The organism is Anaerostipes sp. (genome assembly GCF_018381315.1).
Lineage (GTDB): Bacteria > Bacillota > Clostridia > Lachnospirales > Lachnospiraceae > Anaerostipes.
Genome location: NZ_JAGZSD010000021.1, coordinates 16836 through 38923, shown reverse-complemented (window position 1 = coordinate 38923; position 22088 = coordinate 16836). Strand labels below are relative to the sequence as shown.

General features: G+C 44.0%; 24 protein-coding genes and 1 other RNA gene. 5 read left to right on the top strand and 20 right to left on the bottom strand.

The window, feature by feature from the left end; all coding sequences use genetic code 11:
• The first annotated feature begins 301 nt into the window (after positions 1-301).
• Together KH180_RS14105 and KH180_RS14100 are read left to right on the top strand one after the other, a co-directional pair.
• A complete protein-coding gene (locus tag KH180_RS14105; RefSeq protein WP_290761401.1) occupies positions 302-577 on the top strand; it encodes a CD3324 family protein in 276 nt (91 codons plus the stop codon).
• 194 nt (positions 578-771) lie between these two features.
• Positions 772-1335 (top strand): DUF1062 domain-containing protein, encoded by a 564-nt coding sequence (locus KH180_RS14100; protein WP_290761399.1) that lies wholly within the window; start codon positions 772-774, stop codon positions 1333-1335.
• Between the two features lie 97 nt (positions 1336-1432).
• Here KH180_RS14100 and KH180_RS14095 read toward each other — a convergent pair whose 3' ends face one another.
• The 11 genes from KH180_RS14095 to ffs form a co-directional block, all read right to left on the bottom strand.
• Positions 1433-1825, bottom strand: a complete 393-nt coding sequence (locus KH180_RS14095) for a hypothetical protein (protein WP_290761398.1) — start codon at positions 1823-1825, stop codon at positions 1433-1435.
• Positions 1826-1890: 65 nt separating this feature from the next.
• Positions 1891-2550 (bottom strand): GTP pyrophosphokinase, encoded by a 660-nt coding sequence (locus KH180_RS14090; RefSeq protein WP_290761396.1) that lies wholly within the window; start codon positions 2548-2550, stop codon positions 1891-1893.
• Positions 2551-2678: 128 nt separating this feature from the next.
• Positions 2679-3446 (bottom strand): SDR family NAD(P)-dependent oxidoreductase, encoded by a 768-nt coding sequence (locus tag KH180_RS14085; RefSeq protein WP_290761394.1) that lies wholly within the window; start codon positions 3444-3446, stop codon positions 2679-2681.
• 70 nt (positions 3447-3516) lie between these two features.
• A complete protein-coding gene (locus tag KH180_RS14080) occupies positions 3517-4545 on the bottom strand; it encodes a glycerol-3-phosphate dehydrogenase (RefSeq protein ID WP_290761392.1) in 1029 nt (342 codons plus the stop codon).
• A 139-nt stretch (positions 4546-4684) separates the two neighbouring features.
• Positions 4685-5719 (bottom strand): zinc-dependent alcohol dehydrogenase, encoded by a 1035-nt coding sequence (locus KH180_RS14075; protein ID WP_290761390.1) that lies wholly within the window; start codon positions 5717-5719, stop codon positions 4685-4687.
• Positions 5720-5738: 19 nt separating this feature from the next.
• Positions 5739-6386 (bottom strand): class II aldolase/adducin family protein, encoded by a 648-nt coding sequence (locus KH180_RS14070; protein ID WP_290761388.1) that lies wholly within the window; start codon positions 6384-6386, stop codon positions 5739-5741.
• A 22-nt stretch (positions 6387-6408) separates the two neighbouring features.
• Complete coding sequence (locus KH180_RS14065) at positions 6409-7668, bottom strand: PTS galactitol transporter subunit IIC (protein ID WP_290761387.1); 1260 nt, start codon at positions 7666-7668, stop codon at positions 6409-6411.
• A gap of 24 nt (positions 7669-7692) precedes the next feature.
• Positions 7693-7998 carry an MtlR transcriptional regulator gene (locus KH180_RS14060; RefSeq protein ID WP_290761386.1) on the bottom strand — a complete coding sequence of 102 codons (306 nt, stop codon included), beginning with the start codon at positions 7996-7998 and terminating at the stop codon, positions 7693-7695.
• Positions 7995-8468 (bottom strand): PTS sugar transporter subunit IIA, encoded by a 474-nt coding sequence (locus KH180_RS14055; RefSeq protein WP_290761384.1) that lies wholly within the window; start codon positions 8466-8468, stop codon positions 7995-7997. The genes KH180_RS14060 and KH180_RS14055 overlap by 4 nt, the downstream gene beginning before the upstream one ends.
• A 197-nt stretch (positions 8469-8665) precedes the next feature.
• Entirely contained in the window at positions 8666-10717 is a 2052-nt protein-coding gene (locus tag KH180_RS14050) for a BglG family transcription antiterminator (RefSeq protein WP_290761382.1), read from the bottom strand.
• 238 nt (positions 10718-10955) lie between these two features.
• Positions 10956-11217, bottom strand: an RNA gene (ffs, locus tag KH180_RS14045) — signal recognition particle sRNA large type.
• Positions 11218-11362: 145 nt separating this feature from the next.
• Here ffs and KH180_RS14040 point away from each other — a divergent pair.
• A complete protein-coding gene (locus tag KH180_RS14040; protein ID WP_290761380.1) occupies positions 11363-12241 on the top strand; it encodes a magnesium transporter CorA family protein in 879 nt (292 codons plus the stop codon).
• Positions 12242-12247: 6 nt separating this feature from the next.
• On the opposite strand, the gene tadA is transcribed toward KH180_RS14040, so the two are convergent.
• Entirely contained in the window at positions 12248-12706 is a 459-nt protein-coding gene (gene tadA, locus KH180_RS14035; protein WP_290761379.1) for a tRNA adenosine(34) deaminase TadA, read from the bottom strand.
• Between the two features lie 66 nt (positions 12707-12772).
• On the opposite strand from tadA, the gene KH180_RS14030 reads away from it, so the two are divergent.
• Positions 12773-14089: a DUF6128 domain-containing protein gene (locus KH180_RS14030; protein WP_290761377.1), complete on the top strand. Its 1317-nt coding sequence runs from the start codon at positions 12773-12775 to the stop codon at positions 14087-14089.
• Here the strand turns inward: KH180_RS14030 and rsmA are convergent.
• Both rsmA and KH180_RS14020 read right to left on the bottom strand, forming a co-directional pair.
• Positions 14078-14947 (bottom strand): 16S rRNA (adenine(1518)-N(6)/adenine(1519)-N(6))-dimethyltransferase RsmA, encoded by an 870-nt coding sequence (rsmA, locus tag KH180_RS14025; protein ID WP_290761376.1) that lies wholly within the window; start codon positions 14945-14947, stop codon positions 14078-14080. The genes KH180_RS14030 and rsmA overlap by 12 nt on opposite strands.
• Positions 14948-15721 (bottom strand): TatD family hydrolase, encoded by a 774-nt coding sequence (locus KH180_RS14020; protein WP_290761375.1) that lies wholly within the window; start codon positions 15719-15721, stop codon positions 14948-14950.
• A gap of 142 nt (positions 15722-15863) precedes the next feature.
• Between KH180_RS14020 and KH180_RS14015 the strand changes: the two genes are divergently transcribed.
• Positions 15864-17258, top strand: coding sequence for a glutamate synthase-related protein (locus KH180_RS14015; protein WP_290761374.1), 1395 nt, complete (start codon positions 15864-15866; stop codon positions 17256-17258).
• 104 nt (positions 17259-17362) lie between these two features.
• On the opposite strand, the gene KH180_RS14010 is transcribed toward KH180_RS14015, so the two are convergent.
• The 6 genes from KH180_RS14010 to KH180_RS13985 form a co-directional block, all read right to left on the bottom strand.
• Positions 17363-17896 carry a cysteine hydrolase family protein gene (locus KH180_RS14010; protein ID WP_290761372.1) on the bottom strand — a complete coding sequence of 178 codons (534 nt, stop codon included), beginning with the start codon at positions 17894-17896 and terminating at the stop codon, positions 17363-17365.
• A gap of 8 nt (positions 17897-17904) precedes the next feature.
• Positions 17905-18351: a GatB/YqeY domain-containing protein gene (locus tag KH180_RS14005; RefSeq protein ID WP_290761370.1), complete on the bottom strand. Its 447-nt coding sequence runs from the start codon at positions 18349-18351 to the stop codon at positions 17905-17907.
• A 30-nt stretch (positions 18352-18381) separates the two neighbouring features.
• Positions 18382-18984 carry a hypothetical protein gene (locus tag KH180_RS14000; RefSeq protein WP_290761368.1) on the bottom strand — a complete coding sequence of 201 codons (603 nt, stop codon included), beginning with the start codon at positions 18982-18984 and terminating at the stop codon, positions 18382-18384.
• A gap of 86 nt (positions 18985-19070) precedes the next feature.
• Positions 19071-20456 (bottom strand): asparagine--tRNA ligase, encoded by a 1386-nt coding sequence (gene asnS, locus KH180_RS13995; protein ID WP_290761366.1) that lies wholly within the window; start codon positions 20454-20456, stop codon positions 19071-19073.
• Positions 20457-20471: 15 nt separating this feature from the next.
• Entirely contained in the window at positions 20472-20891 is a 420-nt protein-coding gene (locus KH180_RS13990; protein WP_290761364.1) for a PPC domain-containing DNA-binding protein, read from the bottom strand.
• Positions 20892-21034: 143 nt separating this feature from the next.
• Entirely contained in the window at positions 21035-22078 is a 1044-nt protein-coding gene (locus tag KH180_RS13985) for a glycerol-3-phosphate dehydrogenase (protein WP_290761362.1), read from the bottom strand.
• Positions 22079-22088: the final 10 nt, after the last annotated feature.

Sequence of the window (22088 nt, the reverse complement as noted above, 5' to 3'; positions counted from 1 at the left end):
TTTATGGGGAAACACAACAAATTTAAGGAAAGTTTAAGAGCAGTGCACACTGGCTGCTTACCGGCAGCACTTTTGGTCATGGTTCTTAGAATATTTTGTCGTTTCCCCCAGCATCTCAGGGTTTTCTTTTTGTTCAGAAATGATAAAATAGTGATGGCAACTATAATTTTAGAATTTACAAGAAGGAGGGCGGAAAGCACATGCTTGATCCTATCGTTATTGCTGCATAGCAAAGGCTAATGCAGCCGGACTGAATAGCCTTTGCTGTTCCTAAAAAATATTCAGAATTTAGGAGAGCAGTATGAGCTATAAAAAGGCAACACAGATCCTTCCCGCAAAGCTTCTGAAAGAAGTACAGAAGTATGCAGAAGGTGAATACATTTATATACCCAAATGTCCCGAAAACAGACATGCCTGGGGTGCTGCCACCGAAACACGGCAGTATTTAAAAAGAAGGAACAGACAGATCTACAGAGATTACCTTGCAGGCAGCCCGCCTGGTGATCTGTCTGAGAGATATTTTCTGTCTTTAAAAAGTATTCAAAGAATCATCAGACAGGAAAAACAAAATCAATAATCTATATATGAGTCCATACGAAAATGCCGTATGGGCTCATATTTTTTTCTAAAAGAAAATAAGGTTTTATGTCCCCATGCCGCCTGCTACAATTTTCTTATCAGCAAACAGTCAGGAGGTGTCTGTATGAAAAAACGATTCGAGAATCCGCCTTTTTCTTTTTCCTATTCTAAATAAAACAGGAAGGAGTTTATATGGAGAATAAAACCCGCACAGTGAAAGTATGGGAAGTGGAATTTTTATCACCGCCTCCCGCAGTGCGGCACTGCAAAAAATGCGGAAAGAAAACAGAATTTCTCAGCTCGGGACAGTTTAGAGTCAATGCCCAGAGAAAAGATCTTGATATCTGGCTGATTTATAAATGTTCAAAATGCCGGAACACATGGAATCTTCCAGTCTTTTCAAGGATCAATCCAAAATCTTTAGAGCCGGAGCTCTTAAATAAATTTCATAACAATGACAGTACACTGGCTCTTAGGTATGCCATGGATTATGGGCTTCTGCAGCGGAGCGGTGCTTCCGTCGGCCCATACAGCTATCGGATAACCGGTGACAGCCTGCCCTCAGGCCCTGCTGAACTGCACATTAAAAGCAGCAGTGCCTCTTTGGTCAAAGTCTCAGCCATCCTGCGCGAGAAGCTGGGAATTTCCAGAAAAGAACTGGAAGATCAAATCTGCTCAGGCAGAATACAAAGCAAAACAGGAGAAGACCTCCTAAGGTGCAGATTAACAGAAGATACTGTTTTAAACATCTTATAGGGAATCACTGTCAAAGATGCCGCAGACCGGCTTTTATACTTCGCCGGTCTGCGGCATCTTTGTCTGAATTATTTAAATATTTTTAAAAACCGTTCTCTTACTCTGAGAACATTCTCCTTTTTCTTCTGTACCGACAGCGGCGGTGATAGAGTTCTCCGCCCAGAAGTGTGCAGACCATCTGATAGAGAAGACGGTCCTTCTTGATACAGTCTTCTTTTTCCTTTTCTTTGATCTTGTCATAGATATGGTCCGCAAGTACAAGAATTCCGGTACGGTCCATATACTCGTCGAACATCATGCTTCCCTTGTACTCTAACTGGTCGCATGCATCCTCAATGTACTCAAGAACTTCTCTTGCAACCGGTCCGTACATCTTCGTAATATACTGGTAATCATCCTCATCCTGCTCATCCATCATTACCATAGGTTTTCTGGACAGAGTATCCATATCGAATGTAGGCAGATCACCTAAGCCTTCACGATCCATCATTTACGCTGCTCCTTTTCTCTACTGATAATATACTATGAGAAAAAGGAGGAAAAAGGTACAATTTTTTAAAATTCTTCCCGCATACCATCCTGCTTCAGGCTGTGAATCTCCTCATTGATGGCCAGCATTTTACTGTCCAGAAAACTGATCATCTCCGCGCACTCCCGAAGTTCTGAACGAATATACTCAGGAGCATGTCCGTCATATTTATAATAAATCTTATGCTCTAAAGATGCCCAGAAGTCCATAGCCACTGTACGGATCTGGATCTCTACCCTCGTAGGGACGACCGTGTCGGAAAGAAAGATCGGTACCTTTACAATCATATGGTAACTCCTGTACCCGCTGGGTTTTGGATTTACCATGTAATCCTTGGTCTTCACGACTTCAATATCATCCTGATTGGAAATCATGTCTACAATCCTGTAAATGTCCGGTGTAAAAGAACAGATGACCCGGATGCCTGCCACATCATCTATATATCTCTCAATATTTTCTACTGTAATATCCTGCCCTTTTTTCATAAGCTTGCGGACAATACTCTCCTCACTTTTCATGCGGGATTCAATATGTTCAATAGGATTATATTTGTGTACAAACTTAAATTCATCATTCAGGATCTCAAGCTTAGTCCCTATCTCCTTAAGCGCTGACTGATACAACAACTGCATTTTGCGGTATTCTAAAAAAATATCCTTTACATCAGGTAATTCAATCTTTGCCATAGAATTCACACCTCTTTCTGAATTATTAATCGCTGCCAAGTCTGTTTACACTGGCTATAAAAAATATTTTATCACGTCAAAGACAAGCTTTCAAACTTACAATTGTGAAATTTTTATACCCTGCCCGCTCAGCCCATCAGCATTCCGCCGGTGGCATCAAACGTGATGCCGGTGAAATAGGAGGCCCGTTCCGATACAAGAAAGGCCGCTGCATATGCTACTTCTTTTGGATCTGCGATTCTTCCCACCGGTATTTTTTTATTCTGTTCTTCTTCGTCCTTTTTGTCCTTGAATGACTTCATAAGCATGTCCGTCTTCATATAGCCCGGTGCAATGGCATTTACCGTAATTCCGTACCCTGCTGTCTCCATAGCAAGAGATTTGGTAAGGCCGATCAGCCCGGCCTTGGAAGATGCATAATGGGAGTGATTGCGCTTGGAACCCATAATACCTGCTTTGGATACCACGTTTAGAATACTTCCTTTTTTCTCATTCTCCGTCAGATGGCAGATCAGTTGCTTGGACAGCAGAAACGGCACTGTCAGATTCATTTCGATTACTCTGCGGAAATCTTCTTCCGGCATATCCGCTGCCATAGCTGTAGTCCATGCAGCCGCATTATTTACAAGAATATCTGCTCCGCCAAAATAATCAAAAGCAGCTGCAAACAGCCCTTCTCTGTCTGCTTCGTTCATCATATCCCCCTGGAAACCGCAGACTTTTCCCGGGCACTCCTGATTCATTCTGCTGATCAGGGATTCCGCCTCGTCTTTTCCTGACCGGTAATTTAAAACTACATTGGCCCCTTCCTCCGCCAGCACCCGGCAGACAGCCTGCCCGAATCCTTTTGCACCGCCGGTGACAACGGCTGTTTTTCCCGATAACCCTAACTCCATGTGTACCTCCCTTAAACCGCCCATATCTCCGGAACATCTTAAAAATGTCCCGGAGATATGAAATCTGTACTTATTCTGTTACTTTAAACTTCTTCCAAGGTATATCAAGCATGGATCCATGCTGCAGAATGTCATCAATGTGGAGGATCAGAGGAAAGTCCTCTTTGTTTACCTTATTCTTTTCTGAGAGTATCCTTATGGCTTTTGCCGCTCTTTTGGCAATGACCACGGACTCCAATGTAACACCTTTGAGTTCTTCCATGGCTTTGTCATACGGCATTCCAGCGCCAAGCCTTTTTCCGATCTCCTTTGAACGGCCGCCCATGACAGTCACATACAGGTCACCGATACCGTGAATGGAGTTTTCAACATTCCCTCCCATGTACTGTACATATTTTATGATCTCATAAGAGCTCTGGCCAAAGAGTGCTGACTGGGTATTGCACATGTACTTCTGCTGCTTTTCTTCCAGGCCGATCCCCAGGCTGACTCCAAGGGCATATGCATTTTTCAGGGCTACCGCAATCTCCAGTCCGGCTACATCCTGAGTCAAATCAATATGATAATAATCCCTCTCTAAAAGCTCCTTAAAGAATTTAAGGGTTTCCATATTCCTGCCGCAGAATGCAACTCTTGTATCATCATGGTCTGCCAGCTCATAGCATCTGCACGGTCCGCCGATAGCACAAAACTCATGACTCTTTCCATCTTCTGTCTTTGACTCAAACAGATCAGGAAATGTCTGAATCGTCCCGTCATCATAAACCTCAACACCTTTGGTCACTGCAATCACCGGTACCTTATCCGGTATCTTCGCCAGGGCATTTTGAATAAACCAATCCACCCCAAAGCTGCTGACTCCCAGAATCACCGCATCACATCCGTCCAGGGCCGCCTCCAGCTCTTCAATTTGAAACGCTTTCACACCCTCCGGCAGCGTTCTTTTTAATGTAGGATGATAACGGTTCTCCTTCACCGATTCAATAATCTCCCGATCCAGCGGCGTACCTGTAAGACGCATTTCATTTCCGTTTTCCACAGCAGGAAAAGAAAGGCTGGAAGCCATCACCCCTGCTCCAATCACCGTAATAGTACTCATAAGGACCTCCATTTCAACAAAACAAATAAGATGCATTCAGCAATAATTTTTCTTCATATACACTATTTATTATTATACCTTATCGTGCGAAAGCACGCCAGCCCGAAGGGCATAAAATACGGTGTGCCCCGTTCACAGATTAAGGAATAATTGCGTATTTAATGCCTTCCTGCCTTCCGATGCTCTCCAATGCATCGATTGCCTTTTCCAATGGATAATGTCCTGTAATAAACAGACTTCCGTCAATCTGTCCGTTGGCCAGCAGCTTAAGGGCCAGCTGTACATGGTAAGGTGTGTGGTGATAAACAGCCTTCAGTGTAATCTCCTCATAATGGAACTTCTGGCAGTCCAGGGTAATGCTTGTTCCTGCTTTTGTGCCTCCGAACGCAAGCACTGTTCCTCCCGGTCTGACCATATTGACAGCATTTTCCCAAACCTCAGGGAACCCGGTGGCTTCTACTACCACGTCAGCTCCTTTACCGCCGCATAAATCTCTGACTTCTTTTATATGCTCTTCTCCGGAAGCATTAACCGTCTTCCATACTCCGAATTTTTCAGACTGCTCCAGGCGGTAATCTGACAGGTCAACTGCGATAACACGGCATCCTTTCAAACTTAACAGCTTCATAAACATCAGCCCGATAGGACCTGCCCCGATGACTGCAACAGTGTCTCCTACCTTGGCCGGAATCCTGTCGCTTCCGTGAACTGCACAAGCCAAAGGCTCCAGCAGCGCCGCCTGCTCAAAAGGCAGGTGCTCCGGTACATGATAGAAATTATATTTGAGTATGTGTGCCGGAACAGCTACATATTCAGAGTAAGCACCGTTCAGATACTGCAGATTTTCACAAAGGCTGTATCTCTTATTTTTGCAGTGCTCACATTCAAAACAAGGGGCTGTGTTGGCTCCTACGATCCGGTCGCCTACCTTAAACTTAGTAACGTCCTTCCCTGCCTCCACAACCACTCCGGAAAACTCATGACCGAACGTAGAAGGAACGGAAGTGATAATGGTCGGATGACCCCTCCTGTATGTTTTCAGGTCTGTGCCGCAGGTCAGTGCTGCCTTTACCTGTACCAATACCTCATCATCTTTAATCTGAGGAATATCTGTTTCCTCAAATCTTACGTCTCCTGGTGCATAAAACATCTGTGCTTTCATTTTCCCCTGCATGTTACCATCCTCCTAATTCTTATTTCTGTCCATAGTTCTGATCTGTATCTTCCTTCAGGAATTTACACATCTGGTCCTCCAGCGTATTTACATTTCCCATCCGGTAAGCCAGATATGCCACTTTTGCGCTTTCCTCCAGGACAATCGCATCATTGTATGCTTTGTCGATGTTCTCATCAATGCAGATTGCACCGTGATTTCCCATTAAGACTGCCTTGTCATCTCCGATAGCCACTGAAGTCACCTCTGCCAGTTCATCGCTTCCGGGCGGTACAAAAGCCGCACAGCGTATATTTCCGCCTACCAGACCTGCTGCCTCTGAGGTAATGCACGGCATTCCTCCGTCGATACATGCCCATGCTGTACAGTAGGTAGAATGAGTATGAACCACACCGAATACATCCGGCCGTCTCCGGTACATTGCTGTGTGAAGCGGCATTTCTATGGATGGACGGCGTTCTCCGTCAATGATCTTGTTATCTGTACTTACAATTACAATGTCTGAAGGATGAAGGGTCTCATACGGCATTCCGCTGGGGGTAATGCATACATATCCTGTTTCCGGATCCCTCAGGCTAAAGTTCCCGAATGTAAGCGGGATCAGCTTTTCCTTCTGAATCTTTAATGCAATTTCGATAACCTTCATTCTTTCTTTTTCTAATAACATATTGCCTCCTTATGTGAAAAGATTAAAACAGCATTTGGAAAAATTCTGCAATCTTATAAATAATGTACGGTACTAAATGTGCTCCTGTATCCAGTGAAGAGATTGCCTTTGCCCCTGCCGGGAAGGTAAAGTCTGTTGACTGTGCAATTAATGTAGCGGTTCCTGCCAAGTTGGTAGCGATATATAAAATTGCCACCATCATAAGTGTTCCTGTGATCAGTGAGCGGAACAGGTTTCCTTTGGACGCTACAACCGGCCAGATCATAAAGAACGGAAGCGTGGCAAGGTCTACCAGCGGAAGAACTCTGTTTCCCGGAAGAATCACTGCCAGCAGAAGTGTAACCGGAATCATAATCAGGGCAGCTGAGATAACCATAGGAGATCCTGTTGCAATCGCTGCATCCATACCGATATTGACTTCTTTTCCCGGGAACTTTTTCGCCAGGAATTTTTTTGCATCTTCACTTAAAGGCATCAGGCCTTCCATAAGAATTCTTACCATCCTGGGCAGTATAAACATAACCGCTGCCATGTTCACTCCAAGGGTAATAATCTTATTCGGTTCATATCCTGCCAGGGCGCCAAGGCCTGCTCCCAGAATCAGTCCCAGGACCATCGGTTCACCGATAATTCCGAATTTTTTTTGAATCGTTTCCCCGTCAAAATGGATTTTATTAAAGCCCGGTATTTTTTCATAAACCTTATCTAACAAAATACATACCGGTGCCCAGCTTACAGTTTCTGTGTGAGGCAGAGAAACCCCGGGAAGCCCGAAGTAATCCTGTACCCTCGGTGCAGAGTAATCGGCAAGCTTCATGATAATAATGAATGTAATTCCTGATGCTACAACTCCAGCGGCCATACTTCCGGTCAGAAACTGCACCAGCGCTCCGGTCAAAATGAAATGCCAATAGTTCCAGATATCAATATTCAATGTCTTTGTAGTGTTGGTAGCCAGCATAATGATATTTAAGACAAAGCACACAATAAATACAAACGGTACAATCTTCGTACCAAAAGCAATGGATGCACTGACAGGCCACCCCACGTCAATAACTGACAGGTTCATTCCGAACCGCTGTGTCATTGCCTGTGCCGCCGGGCTTACAAAATCCCCCATCAGCCCGATTACAAGATTGATTCCTATAAATCCGATTCCTATGGTCATGCCGGACCGGAATGCTTTGGAAAATTTTTGTCCCAGGATCAGCCCGAGAATGGTTATGATCAATGGCATGACTACAGATGAACCTAAATCCAAGATGTATTGTAAAACGCTCATAATTCTCCTCCCTTTCTAACTTCCTTACTCTAATGATTTCAAGTATTCAGCGATTTCATCAGCTTTTTCTTCGGCTCCGAACCCAGTGATAAATTCCAATGTCCGGTAAGTCTGGTACCCTTTCAGCTCATTTACCGGAATCTCGGCAGTGTGAATAATCACATCCGGATTAAAAATCTCTGCCCTCCCGACTACTTCCAAAGCCTTGCACTCTGAAATTTCCACTGACGGAATTCCCCGTTCTGCCAAAAGCCTTTTGCACGTCTCAGATGCCACCGTTGATGTTGCAATTCCTGTTCCGCATGCTGATAAGATTCTGTAAGTCCTCATAATGACTCCTCCTTATTTTTAATGATTTGAATGATCTCTTCCGGCTTTTTTGCTTCCACAAGCATTCTCAAAACCTCTGCATCCTGAATTAAAAGAATTGCTTTCTGAAGCACTTCCAAATGCTGTTTACCTGCAATGGCAAGCATCATGACGAACTTTACCGGGACTTTCACATTTTCTTTCGGGTTCGTTCCCATGTGGAAAAATGATACCGGCTCTTTCAGCACGGCAATGGCGATTCCTGTTTTTTCTACATGACACGGATCCGTATGCGGGATTGCCACTCCAATGTCACCGGCCAGCACCCCTGTAGGATAAACCTTCTCCCTCTCGTTTAATGCTTCCACATAACTTTTCTTACAGTAGCCTTCCTGAATTAATACACCTCCCAACTGTTCAAATATTTCCTGTTCATTTCCTGCCTTCATTTCTGTCTTTACAAGTGTGTCTTTTAAGTTTTCCCAGATCATGTTATCCTCCGATCCAAAAACGTGTTTTTCAGAACTTGTTATGTTAAATTCATTATAGATTCGTCTCAGCGTCCCATAAAGGCCAAGAGCTGTCTCAAAGAAACGCACAAAATTGTACTAACTTATATACAATTTCTATGCATAAAAAAAGAGACAGAATCCTGTCTAAGATTCTGTCTCCGTCTGCATTATTTAAATCACCGGCAGTACTGATTTTCCAGCCTGCGGATCGTTTCAAGAAGCTCTTTTGGTGTTTCCTGTTCTTCCAGCTCCCGTTTTGCTTTTTCCTGTCCAAACAGCCCGACCAAATTATATATAGCACAGTTAATGGTATTTGAGTTTAAAATACTCAGGCCGATGATGTAAGTTACCGGATCATTCTCACTGTTGCCGAATACCACAGGTTTTTTCAGTCTCACAAGGCTGGCTGCCTCTCTGACAGCCCCTTTCTCCTGCTCAGCGTGCGGTATGGCAATCCCCGGATAAATCACTACATAAGAACCATTCACACGGATATTTTCTACCATAGCATTGACATATTCGTAAGTTACAGCACCGGATTTATAGAGCAGCTGCCCGGCGGCTCTCACTCCTTCTTCCCAGTCCTTTGCTTCCCTGTTGATCTCAATGCGGTCCGCTGACAGCATTTCAGCCAAAAAGTTTCTCTCTGCCTTAACCTCTGGTTCCGTCTCTGTTTCGATCCGGTTTTTGTGGTCTTTGCCATTGATATCAGACCATTTTTCCCGAAGCTTTGTAGCCTTCCTTCTGATCCTGTAAAGATCGTCCTGCTCCAGCATAGGAGTTACCATGAGCAGATTAGGCAGTTCTCCTTCTGAAAAAGGAACTGTAGAGATTACCAGATGATCTTTTATCTGATCTCTGTCCTTCAGATCATGAGCCGATCTTACATCCGTCACATGAATCACATCTTCCAGCTGTTTTAATTTCGCCAGCATAAGCTGCACGGTACCTCTTCCCATTGCACAGACAAGAACTGCCGGAACTCTCTGTTCCTTCATTCTCTCCAGCTTATCCCTCTCCAGCATAGAAGCAATATACATTACCAAAAAAGAAACCTCATCCCTGGGCACCTTCACCTCCAGGTAATCTTCCAGCGGTTTAAGGCACTCTTCCACCACTGAAAACACTTCAGGGTAGCCTTTCTCAATCTCTGTGCGGAAAGGGTTCTCCAGCACTTCCCCGGAGGCCATGCGGTAGATGGCGGACTTCATATGGTCGACCAAAAGATCATAAAGTGCAAAATCCAGATAAAAATTAATCTGGAAACGGCTGGTGATCCGGTAAATAACTTCTCCTATAAGCACAGGAATAACCAGCTGGTCCACGTTGTTGGTGCCGCTTTTGAGATAGCTTTTTCTTCTTAAGCAGAATACAAAGTTCTCTGCCTCAGCTTCAGGCACTTGGAATGAGAACTCCCTGCCGAGACGGTCCAATACTGCCCTGCTCAGCGGATATTTTGAACTCTGCACTGTGCTGCCCCATTCCTTCTGTCTTTCACTTTCCAGTGTTTTTCCCTTTTTGAGCCTGTTAATCAGTATGAGAAGTTCATACACTGCAACAGAAAAAGAAAAATCAGAGAGATAGCAGTCATGTCTTGCTTCTTCTTCCTTCAGAATCCTTTGGATCTTCTCATAATATCTCTGATATTGAATCTCTTTGAGCAGGAGATGTCCAAATACATGATACGCTCCCATTGTACCGTACTTTTCTTCATCCAGGTTCAGTTCCAGCAGCTTCAGCATCCCGGAACGTATATCTCCCTCAGAGGCATGAACCACATAGCCTTTCTGAACCTGGGAAACCAGGTTCATATTATTCTTCTGGAACCAGTCTTTTAAGTCATTCAGATCACTGATGATCGTATTCCTGCTGGTACTTACATACTCAGAAATCCATGCCGCCGTCACATACTCGTCTGCGTTCAGAAGCAGCATGGCCAGGATAGTCTTTCTTTCATTTTTGGATAAATGATATGTATAAAAATTGTTCTCTTTTATGAATTGCCGGAACTGTTCCCGAAGACCTTCCCCTCTGTCTTCAAGCCGCAGAATTCCTTCACTTTTAATGTCGATCACAGGAAGTCCGCCGGCTCTGAGCTCATCGTTCAGCTCTCTTATTTTTCTGCGGATAATCCGTTCAGATACCTGATGTTTCTCGGACACTTCTTTAAGATCCAGTTCTTCTTCTTTCAAAAGCTGATTTAAAATCTGATTGCTTCTTTTATCCAAATGATCTCCCTCTCTCCAACATTAAATATGATTCACCGCTATTTTATCATACATATATATTATAAGAAATTCCGTTCTATGCATATAGCACAATTCCTGGCAAAACACCGGGTGCATAATTGTTCTATGCACTTTGCGTGCCAAATGCGATTTGCCACAGGCAGATAATTTCTCTATGCAATAAAAAAACAGGCAGAGTATACCTGTTCATCCATTTTAACTATTTAATTATTAAATTCCGTGCGGCCTGCGTCGAACTCTCTCCACAGACGTTACCTCTACAGTTAACTCAGCCCAGGCACCCTTACGGCACATGAGAGGTTCTACTTAGTGCTGCTCCGTTCCCGACCTGACACGGTTCGTAGATTCTCATTGCGCAAGACCCAAACATCAACGCCACTTATAAAGGGCAGCTCCACAAAGAAAAGCCCTAAACAGGCCATCACCTCTGCTATAGCGGATTGCAGATACAGGGCACCGCTGCCTCCCCGGCTGCACGGAAGCTTTTTGACGTATTAAAATCATATTACATGTGCAAATTTGATTATACTAAATATTGTTTGCATTCGTCAACTTTTATTTTATTTTCTATTTTATTTTTTCTTTTGAACGGCTATAATTGAGATAAAAAGGAGATGTGGAAACATGGTTTATTCTATACAAAACAGCAAAGCAGAACTGCTTACAACCGAAGAATACCTGAAAAAATATCCGTCCCTTTGCCCGTATCTGCCGTTTATTGAAACAATTAAGAGCCATGGGATCAACAGCTGCAAGGCAGATGTTTTTTCTGATTTTATATGCGGCACTCTTCTGATTCCGGATAAAAAGAATCCTGCTGAAAAGGAATTCTGCCTTTCTTATTATCTTTCAAAGAATCTTCTGGTGCTAATCGAGGATAAGAAACATATAAATGAACTGGAGACAATCATAGAACAGAGAAATATTATGAACGTCTCATCACTTCCGCAGTTTTTATTTTTATTTACAGAATCTCTTATCAAAGATGACATGATAAGACTTCAGGACTACGAAACACATCTGGCTGAAATTGAGGATATCATCCTGTCCGGAAAAGATACAAATATTAACCATTCACTGATCCATGTGCGCCGGAGGCTGCTGCGCATTAACGCCTATTACCAGCAACTCAGTGATTTCAGCAGTGAATTAGAAGAAAATACATTGGGTTTCTTTTCCCAGGCCGATATCCGGCACTTTTCCGTACTTACCAACCGGGCGGAACGGCTGTTAAACTATACGCAGTTCCTCAGGGAATATGCCCTGCAGATCCGTGAGATGTACCAATCCCAGGTGGATATCAAACAAAATGAAACCATGAAGATACTGACGGTCGTTACCACGATCTTTTTCCCGCTCTCCCTGGTCACCGGATGGTACGGGATGAATTTTAAAAATATGCCGGAACTTCATTTTCCATACAGTTACTTTATCCTTATTGTAATCTGCCTGGTTATCGTTGCCGCAGAGATCTTGATCTTTAAAAAGAAAAAATGGATCTGAAGAAGGCTAGCTTTTCTTTCTTAACTGACGGAAAAAGTCACTCATCATCTGACTGCACTCTTCCCCAAGAACTCCGGATTCTATCTCTGCCTGATGGTTGAATTCTTCCCGCTGCAGAATGTTTAAAATAGAGCCTGCACATCCTGCTTTCGGATTCATGGCACCGATTACCACCTTCGGAATCCGTGCCTGGACAATGGCTCCTGCGCACATCTGGCACGGCTCCAGAGTGATGTACATGGTACACTCTTCAAGCCTCCAGTCTCCTGTTTTTTTACTGGCCTTTTCAATAGCCAGCAGCTCTGCATGGGCCAGAGTGGTTTTTCTTTTGTTTCTCTGGTTATAGGCTCTGGCAATAATCCTGCCTTCTGAAACTATTACGCAGCCAATCGGCACGTCTCCGATGGCCGCTGCTTTTTTTGCCTGTTTAATGGCTTCTTTCATAAATTTTTCTTTTTCATTCATTTCGTGTTCTCCCGGTCATATTTTTTCTGCCCCCTTCATAGAATAAATCAAAAAGAGAGTATCACATTGGCTGAATATCAACGAATCGTTTCATATCTATACGAATACAGCAATGGCATGAAAGGCGAAAATGCAGGGTTTGCCAAGATCGAAAAACGGCAGAAGCAGCTTCGGTTATACTTCCATGTCAAGACAAATGATGAGGCATTAACTTACAAAATCTATTTCTACAGATTCCGCCATGGAACCATGGAAGGCATCCTGCTGGATTCCTTCCAGCGCAATGACACCATCATTGAGTTTAAGAATACTTATCCTCTGGTTGTAGATTTGGACCAGGTGGACGGCTTTTTAATTTATCATTCCAACAGCCACTTCTTTGGTTCGGAATGGAATGATAAACCAATCACTATCCGCAGCTTTCTGCCCGCGGATACTGCTTCAAAGCAGACAGAGACTGTCAGTGAAGAAGTAGACAGTGCCCCAGCCCCTTCTGAAAAGCAGGCAGTTCCTGAACAGCAGGCGGATTCAGAACCTGCGCCTGAGGAAAATTCTGTTCCGGCAAACGAAGAACAGCCGGAACCAGCGCAAGGAGAAAGTATCGTCATGCCAGCTCCCGAAGTCACAGAGCAGCCGGAGCCGGCTCAGGACGAAAGCACTCCTGAATCTGCTCCATTACAGAATCCTGCTTCGGCAGTTACAGAGGAACCAGATGAAGAAGATGAGGAACCTCCGGCCAGTGCTCCGGACCCTCCTTCCACACAGGATCCTTTTGATGAACTGCCGCAGGAAATCCCCATACCTGAGGAAACTCCCGAAACAGAATCTACAGTGCCGGAGCCGGCACCTGTTCCGGCCGGAACACCTCCAAGGGTCTATGTAGAACCTGAAATTCCTGAACCGGAACCTGTGAACGCCGAGTCTGTGGCCGAAGAGGAACCGCCAAAAGAAGAAACTGCTGCTGATGCAAATTCAAAACTGGCAGAATACATTGAAGCTCTTCAACTGGAAAAGAAAGCCAAAGAACAGGGAGTATCAGGCACTCCCGGTCTCTTTGACTGGAAGGAGTATCCCACCTTGCCCTTACCTCCTTCTTATATGCTTGATCCTAGCATCAAACTCAAAGTAGATGATCTGCAGAATATTCCGGATGTGCCGGAAAATCTCCAAACAAATGGATTCCTTCTGCTCAACTACGGAAGCTACGGGCATCTGATGCTTTGTCAGCACAAACACACCAAAAGGCTTTACCTGGGAATCCCCGGTATATTTGATAACGAAAAAAACTTTATCGCTAAGCTGTTTGGATTCAAAAACTTTTTAACCGTTCCTGAAGTCAGTCAGAAGACAGGAAACTTCGGCTACTGGATTTTAGCCCTTTAGCTCTTCCAGCAGGTCACTGAGCCTTGCAAATTGTTCAAGGCTCAGTGCCTCTCCACGGATCGTAGGTGAAAGCTCCATTTTAGTAAGAGCTTCCACCACCTGTTCCTTGGAGAAATCCAGTGAACCGCTGTTGTTAATTCCATTCTGCAAAGTCTTCCTTCTCTGATTAAAAGAAGCTCTGATAATAGAAAACATGAGCTTTTCATTCTTAACTTTAACCGGCATCTCCTGATATCTGGTCAGCCGGATCACTGCCGAACCAACTTTCGGACGGGGCATAAAACAGTTGGGAGGCACATTGGCTACGATATATGGCTCTGCATAAAACTGGACAGCCAGTGACAGCGCACCGTAATCTTTTGTTCCCGGTCCTGCCTGCATCCGCTGGGCTACTTCTTTCTGCACCATAACGGTGAGACTGTCCATTGGGACATTCTTTTCAAAAAGGCCCATGATGATCGGTGTCGTAATATAATATGGCAGATTTGCCACCACCTTAATCGGCCTGCCCTGGTTCTTTTCCTCTGCAATCTTTCCAATGTCTACCTTAAGAATGTCTTCATTCAGCACTTCTACATTTGCACATTCGGACAATGTATCTTCCAAAATCGGTATCAGATTATGGTCAATCTCCACTGCCATGACCGCTCCTGCATACTCAGAAAGATACTGAGTCATTGTACCGATGCCCGGCCCGATCTCCAGTACAAAATCGTCCTTTGTAATATGTGCTGCGTCAATAATCTTTTCCAGCACATGGCTGTCGATCAAAAAATTCTGTCCAAATTTTTTTTGAAAATCAAACTGATACTTCTGGATGACTTCTATTGTTTTTTTAGGGTTGCTTAACTTCTCCATCTATACCTCTTTCATTCGATACATAATTTTGGCGTTTTGTTCTGTGGCCTCAATAACTTCTTGGGCACTGATCCCTTTCAGGACGGCAATCTGTTCTGCCACATACGGCAGATTCAGTGAAGAATTTCTTTTGCCCCGGTTCGGTTCCGGTGAGAGATAGGGGCTGTCCGTCTCAAGCAGAATTCTGTCAAGAGGTGCATAGGAAACGACCTCTTTTAGTGTTTTGCTGTTCTTAAATGTAACCACTCCGCCGATTCCAAGATAGAACCCCATATCTAAAAACTTTTCAGCCATTTCTTTTGGATACGAAAAGCAGTGTACCACTCCGCCGATCTCTTCCGCATGCACCGCCCGCATCATGTCTTCTGTATCCTTTGCCGCATCCCGGCTGTGGATCACCATTGGAAGATCTGTCTCCCTGGCAAGTTCCATCTGCGCCTCAAACCACTTTTTCTGTATCTTTCGCTCCGGCTCGTCCCAATAATAGTCCAGCCCAATTTCTCCTATGGCCAAAATCTTAGGCATTGCTGCATACTGCCTCAGCTCATCCAGGTCCTCATCCTTCATTTCACCGCTGTCTGACGGATGAACTCCTACCGCTCCGTACAGAAACGGATATTTTTCAGATGCTTTTGCCGTCCAGCGGGATGTCTCCATATTTGAGCCTATATTTACAATCGTTCCGATGCCGTTCTTCTCCATGGAAGAAAGCAGTTCCTCCCGGTCTTTGTCAAACTGCTTGTCATCATAATGGGCATGGGTTTCAAAAATCATAGTCCTTCCTCCAAAAATTGTTTCCTTGCTGATACAATTTCTCATTGATATGGTATAATAAGAATAATTCTTATTTCATTGTAAAAACTGCGTCTGTCACATAAGACAATATTTTTATTATAACACGAAACGGAGGTTTTTTATGAGTATTTTTAAATGCAGTATCTGCGGCTATGTCTACGACGATGAGGCAGAAGCTGCTCCTTTTTCTCAGCTTGGATCTGACTTTACATGTCCTGTCTGCAAGGCATCCAAAGATAAGTTTGAACCGGCAGAGGATGAACCTGTTTCTTCTGCCGGCAATTCCAACCCTTTAGCTTATCCTGAAGCCTTTTCCAAAAGTTCTTCCAAAGAATTCCCGCAGATGGATGCGATTCACCAGATGGCTCTTACAGGTTCATCTGTAGTGGATGCCATGGGAACCTTAAAGCCAATCATATCATGGGATGATATTTTGATTATGGGAGCACAGCTGAACCCTGCACCTTTGAATGCCGGAGATCCCGTGAATACAAAAACAGTGATTGGAAAGAAAGCAAAGAAACCTATGGAAATATACCACCCGGTTTATGTTTCCCATATGTCTTTCGGTGCTCTGTCCAAAGAATTAAAAACCGCTTTGGCAAAAGGCAGCGCCATGTCTAAAACTGCCATGTGCAGCGGCGAAGGAGGCATCCTTCCTGAGGAACGCCAGGCTGCCTATAAATACATATTTGAATATGTTCCCAACCTGTACAGTGTCACAGATGAAAACCTCCGGAATGCAGACGCCATAGAAATTAAGATCGGCCAGGGAACCAAACCCGGTATGGGCGGACACCTTCCGGGGGATAAGGTAACCCCTGAGATTGCCAAAATAAGAAACAAGCCTCTGGGAGAGGATGTGATCAGCCCTTCCAAATTTCCGAATATCAATTCCAAAGAGGATTTAAAAACAATGGTAGACTGGCTGAAGGATGTCTCCGGAGGAAGACCTGTGGGAGTTAAGATCGCCGCCGGGCATATTGAACAGGATCTGGAATGGATCGCTTATGCTGACGCTGACTTTGTAACCATAGACGGCCGGGGCGGTGCCACAGGAGCAAGTCCCAGAACATTAAAGGACAACACATCCATTCCGACTATTTTTGCATTATCCAGAGCCAGAAAATATCTGGACCGGCACCACCTTTCCATGGATCTGGTCATTACCGGCGGACTCAGGCTCCCGGGTGATTTTGCGAAAGCACTCGCTATGGGAGCTGACGCCATAGCCGTTGCTTCTGCCGCTCTTGTGGCTGCTGCCTGTCAGCAGTACCGCATCTGCAACACCGGACAGTGCCCGGTTGGAGTGGCCACTCAGGATGAGGAATTGAGAAAACGGCTTCATATAGAAAATTCAGCCAAGCGTCTCTGCAACTATCTGAACGTATGCAGATCAGAGCTTGAAATGTTCGGACGGATTACCGGCCATGCAGATATCCATGATCTGAGTGTCTCAGATTTACGGACGACTAACCGGGAAATATCCGAGTATACAGATATAGAACATGTATAGAAGAACCAAGGCAAATAATTTCTTTATTCAATAAAAAAATTGATACCCAAGAGTTAGATTTTTAACTCTTGGGTATCAGTGATAAACTCCATAGAAGGTAAAACTTATTTTATATCTATCTGGCACATTTTCATAGCATTCAAGGCATTCTCATGGCTTTCTTTTGTGACTCCTGCGCACAGACCAGCGTGGACGATCAGCCTTGCTTCCGGAAGGGCCGCCTTTACCATCAGAACATTTGAGATTACACAAATATCCGTACACAGGCCAATGAATTCAATCTCTGTGTCTTTTCCTTCATATCTTTGTTTCAGCAGTTCACACAGCTCAATGGATCCAAATGTATCTTTGCGGCAGAAATCCATGACCTCTGCCTCTGTGTCAGAGATGGCATCCATAATATCGGGATGCAGTGCCCAGCCTTCTTCTCCCAAAATACAGTGAGGCACCGGAAGATTCTGACCTTCCTGAGTATTTAAGTAATCCTCGGTATGAGTATCAAGGGTTCCGTAAATGCTGCCTTTAAACTCTCTGATCTTTTTTGCTGCCTGATCTGTGATCTCTCTTGCTTCCTCAGTTCCAAGTGACCCGTCGATAAAATCATTCTGCATATCAATGACAACCAATATATGTTCCATACAGCCTCCTACTGGATCCTTGCAGCCACCAGCTGATTGACCAGCTTTCCGTCTGCTTTTCCCTTCACTCTCGGCATAAGACTCTTCATGATCTTACCCTTATCTTTTCCGGTTGGAGCATCGATTCCCAGTTCGCTGAGCACTGTATTGATTTCTGCATTGATCTGCTCCTCATTCATCTCTTCGGGAGCAAATTCTTTTATCACTGCAAGGCGTATGTTACACTCCTCAATAATATCTGTCCGGTCTTCCGGGCAGGATTCCAGAGTCTCTTTTGTCTGTTTCAGTTCCTTTGCAATAATCGCGTTCTCTTCTGCCTCTGTAAGATCCTCTCTTTTATCAATCTGTGCATTTTTTAGTGCACTTAACAGCATAGACAAAGCTTCTTTTCTGGCTTTATCCTTATTTTTCATAGCTGCTACCATTTCTTTTCTGATTTCATCAATCTTGCTCATAATGTCCTCCTGTTTTTTGTTTTTATTCTATCATATATTCCAGGAGAAATCACTTCCTTCTATCGTTTCTTCATCTGTACAGATGAGCCAGTATTCACCGTATCTGCGCATTTCCTTGTATGGCTTCTCAAGCTTTGGAAATTCCCTGCACGAAAATGCATGGACAAACATAGGACTCTTCTCTTTCTTTTCTACCACTGTCTGCGCTGTTATATAAACAGTTCCCGTGTCCAGTTTATTTTCCTTCCGTCCCAGCACCTGCATTTGTTCGTATACGTCAATTCCTTCTGTCATAAACAGAAACAATTTCAGCGGATGAACCCAGATACAGTTATTAGATTCCACAACCATGTCGCACGGGATATTTCTTCCTTCGATATAATCTCTTAACCTGTGCAGGTCCTTGATCTCTTCTTTCGTCTCCCCTTTTATGATTCCCATTCCCCCCAATTCTGTCATATCCGCAATGGTTTTTTCTTCCATAATCATAACGGTTTTTCCCTGTTCTTTTTGAAAATGGGCCTCCACTGCATTTTGAAGCGATGCCTCCAGATATAAAATATCTACTTGTTTATCAGTCTTCAAAATCGGATAATATGGGAATTCTATTTTTTCCTGCCATAAGGAATGCATCAAACCACCTCTTTTTTCATAGCATGTGTAAAAAACATGGTCTTATGCAAAAAATTACACAGCCGCCTCTGCATTCAGATGATATATTAAAAATCACATTTTCCCGCAGTTCTCGGGAATGGTATTACATCCCGTATATTTGCCATTCCGGTCACATACATAACCATCCGCTCAAACCCAAGTCCAAAGCCTGAGTGCCTTGTAGATCCGTATTTCCTCAAATCCAAATAAAAATCGTAGTCAGAGAGATTCATATCCAGCTCATTCATCCTCATCTGAAGCTTCTCTAAATCATCCTCCCTCTGGCTTCCGCCGATGATCTCCCCGATCCCGGGAACCAGAAGATCTACAGCCGCCACAGTTTTTCCGTCCGGGTTCTGCTTCATATAAAATGCCTTGATCTCCTTTGGATAATCTGTCACAAATACAGGCTTCTTATAAACCTTTTCTGTGAGATACCGTTCATGCTCTGTCTGTAAATCCGTTCCCCATGAAACCGGATACTGAAACTTATCATTGTGTTTCTCCAAAAGCTCTACAGCCTCTGTATAAGTAACCCGGGCAAACTCTGATTGTGCCACATGATGCAGACGCTCCAGAAGGCCCTTGTCCACAAACTTATTAAAAAACTCCATTTCCTCAGGAGCCTGCTCCAGTACATAGTCAATAATATATTTAATCATATTTTCCGCCAGCAGCATATTGTCTTCCAGATCAGCAAACGCCATTTCCGGCTCTATCATCCAGAATTCTGCCGCATGTCTGGTAGTGTTTGACTCCTCAGCACGAAACGTAGGCCCGAACGTATAAATATTTCGAAACGCCTGTGCAAATGCCTCTCCGTTCAGCTGTCCGCTGACTGTAAGATTTGTTTCTTTTTCAAAAAAGTCTTCCCGATAATCCAAATTTTTTCCATGGGAAAGCTCAGCAAGATCCAGGGTGGTGACCTGAAACATTTCACCGGCCCCTTCACAGTCCTGCCCTGAAATAATCGGTGTGTGGACATAGACAAAATCCCGCTCCATAAAAAACTTATGAATGGCATAAGCAATCAGAGAACGGATCCTGTACACAGCCTGAAATGTATTGGCTCTTGGTCTCAGATGAGCTATCGTCCTCAAATATTCAAAAGAATGCCGTTTCTTTTGCAGCGGATAGTCTGACGGAGACTCTCCCTCTACTTCTATGCTGGCTGCCTGAATTTCAAACGGCTGTCTGGCATCCGGTGTTTCTGTCAAAATGCCTTCGATGATGACTGCTGTTCCAACAGACAGTTTTTTGATCTGGCTGAAATTCGTGAGCTGTTTTTCATACACAATCTGAATAGGCTCAAAAAAAGTCCCGTCATTGATGACAAGAAATCCAAAATCCCTGGAATCCCGGTTGCTTTTCACCCATCCGCACAGCCTCAGTTCCTTCTGACTGTATTCTTTATAATGTTTATAGATCTGTCTCCCTGTTAATATCTGCACGTTATGTTTCTCCTCTTAAAATTTAAATAGATTCAATCCGATCTCTTCACTGTATTCCCGGTCTGCACTTCCTTCTATCTCAGTGAGAATTAACTCTCCTGTAGCACTGATATAAGCTTCCGTGAGATGCCCTCCGCGGACTTCTCCCGCCTCATTTGCAACACTGATATGGAAGTGTAAATAGGTTTCCCCATTCATGCAGGAAACATTACCTCCCAGAGAAACAATCTCCATATCTTCTTCATAGGTTTTGCTGACATATTTCTTTTCTTTTGTTTTAAATAAACCTGCCGTTACTTTATTAACAGCTCCGATGCCGCTCAAAGATGCAAGCTTAACATTCTCTTTTTCACATAATTCCTTCATCTTTGCAACGATTTCTTCGCCTTTTTCCAGTCTTATAACATAATGGTTTCCAAACTTTCGGTATTCCATGAGAAATCCTCCTTTATTTTATCAACTTAAACAAGCTGTGCCTTTCTTCATTATAGAACCAGAACTTTTATCTTTCAAGCCAAAAGGCGTCTCCCACAATGTGGAACACGCCTTTTGATTATCAAGTTATTATAGTCACTTGTTTATTCTTTAATCATAGTAAATTCATCCCAAGGGATATTAACTTCTGCCCCTTCATTGATGATGGAATCCACATGCATAAGAAGCGGGAATTCTTCCAGAGATACCACTCCCCGTTCTGCAAGCTTTCTTACAGCACGCGCTGTTCTTGTGGCAATGACGATGGATTCTAATGTTACACCCTGTAATTCTTCCATAGCCTCGTCAAAGCTTAATCCGCGCCCGAGAAGGGTTCCGATCTTTCTTGTTCTTCCTCCGAAGACTGTTACATATAAATCTCCTGCACCGTGAACAATGTTTTCCGGGCCTCCCCCGATCAGTTCCAGGAGCCTTGTCATCTCCTTCACACTCTGTCCAAACAGTGCTGCCTGTGAATTATAATGCTGTATGCCGATCTTCCCTTCCATTTTTTCAGAAAGGCCAACCGCTAAAGTAACACCTAATGCATAGGCATTCTTCATAGCTACGGCACATTCCACTCCGACTACATCTTTGGACATGCTGATGTGATAGTAATCGGTTGCCAGCAGATCCTTAAACATTTTCAGAGTTTCCATGTTCTTTCCGCAGAATGCCACATGGCTGTGGTCATGGTCTGCCAGTTCATAGCTGGTGCAAGGTCCGCCGATGGCATTGATATCAAGATGTTTTCCTTCCGGCTGGCGTTCTTCAAAGATCACCGGATACGGGACTAAAGTTCCGTCATCCAGGTCAACCATACCCTTGGTCACTGAGAGTAATGGTACACTTTCCGGGATAACCGGGAGGATCTCATCACAGAACCAGTCTAATCCAAAGCTGCTCACACCGCAGAGTGCTGCATCCGCTCCGTCCAGAGCTTCCTCTAATTCCTCGATCTGATAGTATTTGATGCCGTCATGTAAAGTTCTTTTTAACGTGATATGGAAATTATCTTTTTTTAACCCGTTAATGATATCCCGGTCCAGCGGAGAACCTACCAAACGAACCTCGTGTCCGTTTTCCATTGCTGGAAATGTAATTGCTGATGCCATCTGTCCTGCACAAATAAATGTAATAACGCTCATGTTTTCCTCC

Excerpts from the sequence above, each read along its gene's own strand:
- KH180_RS14105 (WP_290761401.1), top strand. The coding sequence starts at position 302 with ATGAGCTATAAAAAGGCAACACAGATCCTTCCCGCAAAGCTTCTGAAA.
- KH180_RS14100 (WP_290761399.1), top strand. The coding sequence starts at position 772 with ATGGAGAATAAAACCCGCACAGTGAAAGTATGGGAAGTGGAATTTTTA.
- KH180_RS14095 (WP_290761398.1), bottom strand. The coding sequence starts at position 1,825 with ATGATGGATCGTGAAGGCTTAGGTGATCTGCCTACATTCGATATGGAT.
- KH180_RS14090 (WP_290761396.1), bottom strand. The coding sequence starts at position 2,550 with ATGGCAAAGATTGAATTACCTGATGTAAAGGATATTTTTTTAGAATAC.
- KH180_RS14085 (WP_290761394.1), bottom strand. The coding sequence starts at position 3,446 with ATGGAGTTAGGGTTATCGGGAAAAACAGCCGTTGTCACCGGCGGTGCA.
- KH180_RS14080 (WP_290761392.1), bottom strand. The coding sequence starts at position 4,545 with ATGAGTACTATTACGGTGATTGGAGCAGGGGTGATGGCTTCCAGCCTT.
- KH180_RS14075 (WP_290761390.1), bottom strand. The coding sequence starts at position 5,719 with ATGCAGGGGAAAATGAAAGCACAGATGTTTTATGCACCAGGAGACGTA.
- KH180_RS14070 (WP_290761388.1), bottom strand. The coding sequence starts at position 6,386 with ATGTTATTAGAAAAAGAAAGAATGAAGGTTATCGAAATTGCATTAAAG.
- KH180_RS14065 (WP_290761387.1), bottom strand. The coding sequence starts at position 7,668 with ATGAGCGTTTTACAATACATCTTGGATTTAGGTTCATCTGTAGTCATG.
- KH180_RS14060 (WP_290761386.1), bottom strand. The coding sequence starts at position 7,998 with ATGAGGACTTACAGAATCTTATCAGCATGCGGAACAGGAATTGCAACA.
- KH180_RS14055 (WP_290761384.1), bottom strand. The coding sequence starts at position 8,468 with ATGATCTGGGAAAACTTAAAAGACACACTTGTAAAGACAGAAATGAAG.
- KH180_RS14040 (WP_290761380.1), top strand. The coding sequence starts at position 11,363 with ATGGTTTATTCTATACAAAACAGCAAAGCAGAACTGCTTACAACCGAA.
- tadA (WP_290761379.1), bottom strand. The coding sequence starts at position 12,706 with ATGAATGAAAAAGAAAAATTTATGAAAGAAGCCATTAAACAGGCAAAA.
- rsmA (WP_290761376.1), bottom strand. The coding sequence starts at position 14,947 with ATGGAGAAGTTAAGCAACCCTAAAAAAACAATAGAAGTCATCCAGAAG.
- KH180_RS14020 (WP_290761375.1), bottom strand. The coding sequence starts at position 15,721 with ATGATTTTTGAAACCCATGCCCATTATGATGACAAGCAGTTTGACAAA.
- KH180_RS14015 (WP_290761374.1), top strand. The coding sequence starts at position 15,864 with ATGAGTATTTTTAAATGCAGTATCTGCGGCTATGTCTACGACGATGAG.
- KH180_RS14010 (WP_290761372.1), bottom strand. The coding sequence starts at position 17,896 with ATGGAACATATATTGGTTGTCATTGATATGCAGAATGATTTTATCGAC.
- KH180_RS14005 (WP_290761370.1), bottom strand. The coding sequence starts at position 18,351 with ATGAGCAAGATTGATGAAATCAGAAAAGAAATGGTAGCAGCTATGAAA.
- KH180_RS14000 (WP_290761368.1), bottom strand. The coding sequence starts at position 18,984 with ATGCATTCCTTATGGCAGGAAAAAATAGAATTCCCATATTATCCGATT.
- KH180_RS13990 (WP_290761364.1), bottom strand. The coding sequence starts at position 20,891 with ATGGAATACCGAAAGTTTGGAAACCATTATGTTATAAGACTGGAAAAA.
- KH180_RS13985 (WP_290761362.1), bottom strand. The coding sequence starts at position 22,078 with ATGAGCGTTATTACATTTATTTGTGCAGGACAGATGGCATCAGCAATT.